This window comes from Moorena sp. SIO4G3 (assembly GCF_010692305.1).
GTDB classification, from domain to species: domain Bacteria; phylum Cyanobacteriota; class Cyanobacteriia; order Cyanobacteriales; family Coleofasciculaceae; genus Moorena; species Moorena producens_A.
The window spans coordinates 1-5,385 of sequence record NZ_JAAHIG010000515.1 but is presented as its reverse complement, the minus strand read 5'-3'; the positions used below and the strand labels follow the sequence as shown (position 1 = coordinate 5,385).

5 protein-coding genes are annotated in these 5,385 nt (G+C 45.9%); 1 reads left to right on the top strand and 4 read right to left on the bottom strand.

From position 1 onward, the window contains the following. Positions 1–507, bottom strand: a 507-nt coding sequence (locus F6J99_RS41610) for an FHA domain-containing protein (protein ID WP_293122425.1), incomplete at its 3' end; no start/stop codon positions are given. A 306-nt stretch (positions 508–813) separates the two neighbouring features. Continuing rightward, positions 814–2,547, bottom strand: coding sequence for a 4Fe-4S binding protein (locus F6J99_RS41605; protein WP_293122421.1), 1,734 nt, complete (start codon positions 2,545–2,547; stop codon positions 814–816). 1,257 nt (positions 2,548–3,804) lie between these two features. Here F6J99_RS41605 and F6J99_RS41600 point away from each other — a divergent pair. Beyond that, positions 3,805–4,068 (top strand): hypothetical protein, encoded by a 264-nt coding sequence (locus F6J99_RS41600; RefSeq protein WP_293095006.1) that lies wholly within the window; start codon positions 3,805–3,807, stop codon positions 4,066–4,068. A gap of 68 nt (positions 4,069–4,136) precedes the next feature. On the opposite strand, the gene F6J99_RS41595 is transcribed toward F6J99_RS41600, so the two are convergent. Beyond that, positions 4,137–4,295: a hypothetical protein gene (locus tag F6J99_RS41595; RefSeq protein ID WP_293122418.1), complete on the bottom strand. Its 159-nt coding sequence runs from the start codon at positions 4,293–4,295 to the stop codon at positions 4,137–4,139. 27 nt (positions 4,296–4,322) lie between these two features. Continuing rightward, positions 4,323–5,385, bottom strand: a 1,063-nt coding sequence (locus F6J99_RS41590) for a hybrid-cluster NAD(P)-dependent oxidoreductase (protein WP_293122415.1), incomplete at its 5' end; no start/stop codon positions are given.

Genomic DNA, 5,385 nt, shown 5'->3' with positions numbered 1-5,385 from the left:
ATCGAGAGTGACAAACTGACCTGGCTTGTAGCTGAACAGTATTGGTGGTTCGGCAACGAAGCGGAATGTTTTTACATCATCGGTCTCATCAATGACCTGTACACAGCGGACAGTAATCTCACCCTTACTCCACTGCTTTATCCCAGGGCTATTACCATCTACCAGGTTGGCTTCCTGGCTAGAACCATAGAGCTCTAGGTCTTTGACCAACAACACAAATTCACCGATGCGGATGATGTCATCTTCCTTCAGGAGCCAGTTTTGGTTAACATCTACCTCCTCATTATTGATCCGAGAGCCATCGGTGCTACCGAGGTCAGTAAAGAAACACTTTCCCTCTTGGCATATGATTCTACCGTGTACACGACTAACTACAGGACTATCCAAGACTAGGTCACAACTCGGGTGGCGGCCAATCAGATACTCACCTTGAATTCCAGTTGCCGGTTTCAGGGTTTTTTCCTGTAACTCGTTAGTTTGGTAGTTGATGATTGTAGTCGTCAGCATGTTTTCTCTCACTCCAAATTACCGAAATATTGGGTCAATTGCGTCAATTGCTGAAATTTATAAAGGGATTGTCCATTGTGAGTTCACAATTCATCTCAACTTGTCTTGATCGGTAGTACCCTCGGCCTGAGCCACTAGTAAGTAAGTGTTTTATAAGTGTTTTACCAGTGGCTATATATTTATCAATCTGTTTTTTATTTTTATGAAAAATTCTCTTTTTTTTCGGGTATATCCTCCTCGTCTCACCCTGTTGAATGTAATATCTCCGAGAAGCACAGCCTAATCTTGATCACCTGATTGATTGTTCTAATCTTTGCGGTCTTTTAGCAGCTTGGTGCGCTGATCAGAACGATTCTGCTGGCGGGATTCCCTGAGGATAGTGCGTTGGTTAGAAGTACTAGTCTTCTGGTGCTCTTTGATAGTGCTCAGTACCTGATAGGGGTCCCGTCGATAGTGGGGATACAAGATCGGTAAGTTTTCTTGCTCCTTACCAAGTTCTTCTAAAACCTGATAATGTTGCTGATCGTTGATACCCAGTTCATCCCGGATCTGCTGGAGAACCTCGAGACTACTAGCGGAATTGACATGTCCAGCTTGGATCGCTTCTCTTAACACCCCTTTGTATACCCCCAAGTGGTATTGTTGGTTAGCACCAGGTAGGGTTTTAGCCAGGATGTGTAATTCCTCAGGTTTGAGATCATCTACACAACGACCTTCCAGAAATTCCGAGAAGTCCAGGGGTAGCTTCTTCAGTTGACGGCGCAACTTGTCGGCCAAACTCTCCTGGGTATATTGGTGGGAACTACGACCCCAAGTTCGATAAAGCCATAAACTGCTCACCAGAATCACTACACTCTGAAACAGGAATTGCACTAGGACAGGGAAGCGATTAATTTCGGGACGACCCCCATAGATGAAGAAGAAGTTAAAGGCAATAAAGGTACAAATGGAAAAGACTCGGTGCAATACCTGCTCGTGAGTGATAGATTTGTTTTTTCGCCACAGAGCAGCTTTGTATCGCTTCTCTAGCTTGGTACAAATTACACAACTGAGGGCAACGAAGACAACGAAGGTAAGAGGAGTTGCCACCAGTTTAGGAATCCCAATCGGGTGATTCATGATGTAAAACCCTGGCTTGAAAAGGGAACCTAACTGATTTTCTTGATAGGCCCAAGCCCCAGACATGTAATAATCGAAGTTTCCTGCATACAACCAGGAGTAGACGAAATAGCCAATCACCAGGCCTAAATAACCGTATTGGACTAATTTCCGACCAGGCTTAGTCAGTTGTTGCCAGTAGGCTTTTTCGGAATCGATATCCATACAAGGGGACTTACAACTGATACAAGCACTTTTTTCAATACCTGTGGTTTGGTCTACCGTGCGGCACATGGACTGGGTAATAGTTTTTGGCGGTGCGTTGTGAGCTTCAGTGCCAAACAATCCCCGTGGTCCAATAAATACCATCTGAACTATGCCAAATGGACAGACATAATGACACCAACTTCTGCCACCATAAAGCAATACCATCATCATGGCGGATACGATAGTCAAGCTCAGAAACAAACCCAGAACCAAGCGCTCAGAGTTACAAAATAGAATCCGGCAGTTCAACCCGATAAATAAAATGGCAAACTGGACATATAAATGGTTACGAACCAGCCAAGAATTTTTGCTGATATCCCGCTTTGGCTGTAATCCCAAGGCTCTGGGAATTTGGGAGAGAAAGTAAAGTGGGCAAATGCGTCGCCAAGTCTCATGACCGAACACCAAGACAATCATGATGGCGCTAGGCACGATTATGCCCCAAAACAATCGCGCTCCCAGGGCATAGGGTTTTTCATCTAGGCATACTCCCTGGACTTGAACACATGGGTCTCGGGTGAGCATGGGATCCCGAAATAGGCTGAATAGATGATCAGGATCAGTTAAATTGTGTGAGATCGGGTCATAAAACAACGATAAAATTAATATTAGCCAACTAATCACTAGCAGCCAACGGACTCGGTGCCAACTTTGTTCTGGTACCTTTGACAGCATAACTTTAACCCCCTTTTGCTCCATTGTGGGAAACAAGTTCAGGCATTGGCAGTACCTGTTTGGATACTTCTTAACAGCTAGCACCGAAACCAATGCTGAGGATGAGCATTACCCGTCTTTGGGCATAATCTACTCTATAACACCAGCAAGAGTTAGGTAAACCCTCTTGAGCTTGGGTTGGTTGGTAACCTAACTAGAACCTAAGCTTTCTGAATCACCAGTTACTTATCTGCTTGAGTCCACATTTTTTATGCCGCACTTTACGAAAAAAAAACGCACAGGACTCTAATCTGACAGTAGGTTAGACATAGCTCTACCTGTTGTCAGAAAGAGAATTGTTTGAAATTGTTCGAAAGTGCTCTTAGCTCTACCCGATGTGGTTGGGTCAGTTAGCTTTTTACCAATTCTGAATAGGCTGATCGGTTATGGAGAGCTTTTTTAAAAGCTCTAGGTGCTCTCTCTCTTGTCTCAAATCAGCACAAACTGCTCCCATTGGACAGCGGTATTGGGGAAATTTCCTCGCTCACCCTCTCATCAACATCGGTTTAACTAGGTTTAACCAATAGGCCTCACTAAACTAGGCATCAATCACCACTTAGGCCCTTGGGTAGTTAGGGTAGCTTGGGCAACTCCTTAATCGAGGTTTATAGATGGATCTCAACAGCTCCCAGGAGTTAATCCACAAACTAACCGAATCTTGACGGATAATCATCATATGCACCCTTCTAGTTATCTGAATAAAGGATTTTTAGCTTTGTTTAGCTTCACAGATAGTTTATCAGATGAATGGATAAACGTAAGCATTCAGCAGGGCAAACGCTTCAAAATTCTATAAGCCTTACTCAGAAAAAATTGGAAAATTGATAAGCATTAATACTTATCGTATGAATCTCATATCCAGTAGGGGTTTCAAAATAAGATGCGTTTACCCTCAAGCATTCAGGTGGTGGTGTTAACAAAAGGGGAAAGATGAGTAGTATTTTAGAACCATGGAAATTAAACCACCAGCCATCCCCAACAGCTTTGAAGGTCTCGAACTCCTGCCCCAATCGGTTCTGGTGGAGCTGGTGCTGCAACAAGCAACTAGGTGCTTGAACAACTGATCGTTGAGGTGGAACGCCTCAAAAGTCTGCGGTCGAAAGACAGCAAAACCTCATCAAAGCCCCCATCAAGTGACCTGATTAAAAGGTCAGAGAAACCAACCAAGAAGGAATCGGACTCCTGTGAACGCAAACCCGGAGGAAAACCTGAAAAGGTATGGCGCGAGTAGACCCCTCGATGGTAGTCGAACCTCAAAGCTGTCCGGTATGTCAGGGAAACCACTGGGAAAGTAAGTGTGAGTCAACCCGAAGCTATGTCGTGGCTCAACTGGTAGAGCGTCCCATCGAAATTGTAGAGTACCAGCTTAAAGCAAGGGTGTGTCACCACTGTGGAACTCTGGTTGGGGGGGAGTTACAGGATTTTGTCATCCCCGGACAAGACAAGAAGCGCGTTCCTTGCTCCGAATGCTGGCGAAAGTGAGGCATCCGCTTATGCTTCTTGGGCGAAATTGCTGAGTGGGATTGCTGTCTTGTCGGGCTCAGGGTCGTTCAGCTGTTGAGTTTTTGGGACGAACGCGCCCCGCGTGGCCATAGGCCAATCTCTTTCCTTGGCAGTGCGGGAGCGTTCTCACGAATTGTCTCTGATTCCTGGCTTTGAGTAATTGGGATGGCTTTGTCAACCCCTACACCTGAATGCTTTCCATTCATCATTATTGAACCCTTGACAAGACATGTTTAGGCGCTCACCACTACTCGTCCTACAGGACGAGCCACACAAGTCAAAATCATCCCTTGCTGCCGTTCCTCGTCTTCCAGAGCGTCAGGCTCCTCATCATACTCTACCTTCCCTTCTAAAAGCTTTCGCTTACAAGCACCACAGGCTCCCATGCGGCAACCGCTCGGTAATGGCACCCCTTCTTGTTCCGCCACATCTAGGATCACATCCTCAGCATCACAGCTTACCTCTTTTGCAGACTCAGCAAAGACCACAGTGGGTTCATTAGAGGTTGATGGTGATTCTACTAGGTGTAGTCTAGGACGATCTTCCCCTTTGACTGGTTCAGGAGTTGCTGCTGTTGCTTTCTTTTTTGAGGGCTTTTTGCCGCCAAAGCTCTCTTCATTGTAGTTTTCCATCGGAAAGTCTAGACCGGCTAGCATCCCTTTCACCCCTGCCATAAAGGGATTCGGACCACAGACATAAACAATGCGATCGCGAAAATCCGGAGCCATCTGTTCCAGCATGGCTTGATTGAGTCTTCCGGTATACCCCGACCAAGCTTGATCGAGTTCTGGGCGAGTCGTGGTAATCGCCAGCTTAAAATTAGGGTGCAAAGCGGCCATCAACTGTAATTTCTGATGGAAGATGATATCTTGTGAGCTACGAGCACTGTGGACAAACACAACATCCACATCAGCACCGGTATCACAAAGCCATTTCGACATGGACATCATCGGGGTAATCCCACTACCTGCTGAGATCAACAGCAGTTTATCAGCCCTATGGTCAGCACAGGTAAATTTCCCCATTGGACCATTTAATCTCACCTCGGATCCGACGTTGATGTTGTCGTGCAACCAGTTAGACACCAAACCCGCTGGCAGATCAGGAGCGTCTGGTGGTCCTGGAACTCTCTTGACAGTAATTTCTAAGGTATGAGGACGTGAGGGAGACGAAGAGATGGAGTAGGAACGCTTCACTGGTTTGCCATCAATCTCCAAATCGAGAGTGACAAACTGACCTGGCTTGTAGCTGAACAGTATTGGTGGTTCGGCAACGAAGCGGAATGTTTTTACATCA

Bases quoted from the DNA above. Each gene is read 5' to 3' on its own strand.
- F6J99_RS41605 (WP_293122421.1), bottom strand. From the start codon at position 2,547: ATGCTGTCAAAGGTACCAGAACAAAGTTGGCACCGAGTCCGTTGGCTG.
- F6J99_RS41600 (WP_293095006.1), top strand. From the start codon at position 3,805: ATGGCGCGAGTAGACCCCTCGATGGTAGTCGAACCTCAAAGCTGTCCG.
- F6J99_RS41595 (WP_293122418.1), bottom strand. From the start codon at position 4,295: ATGAATGGAAAGCATTCAGGTGTAGGGGTTGACAAAGCCATCCCAATT.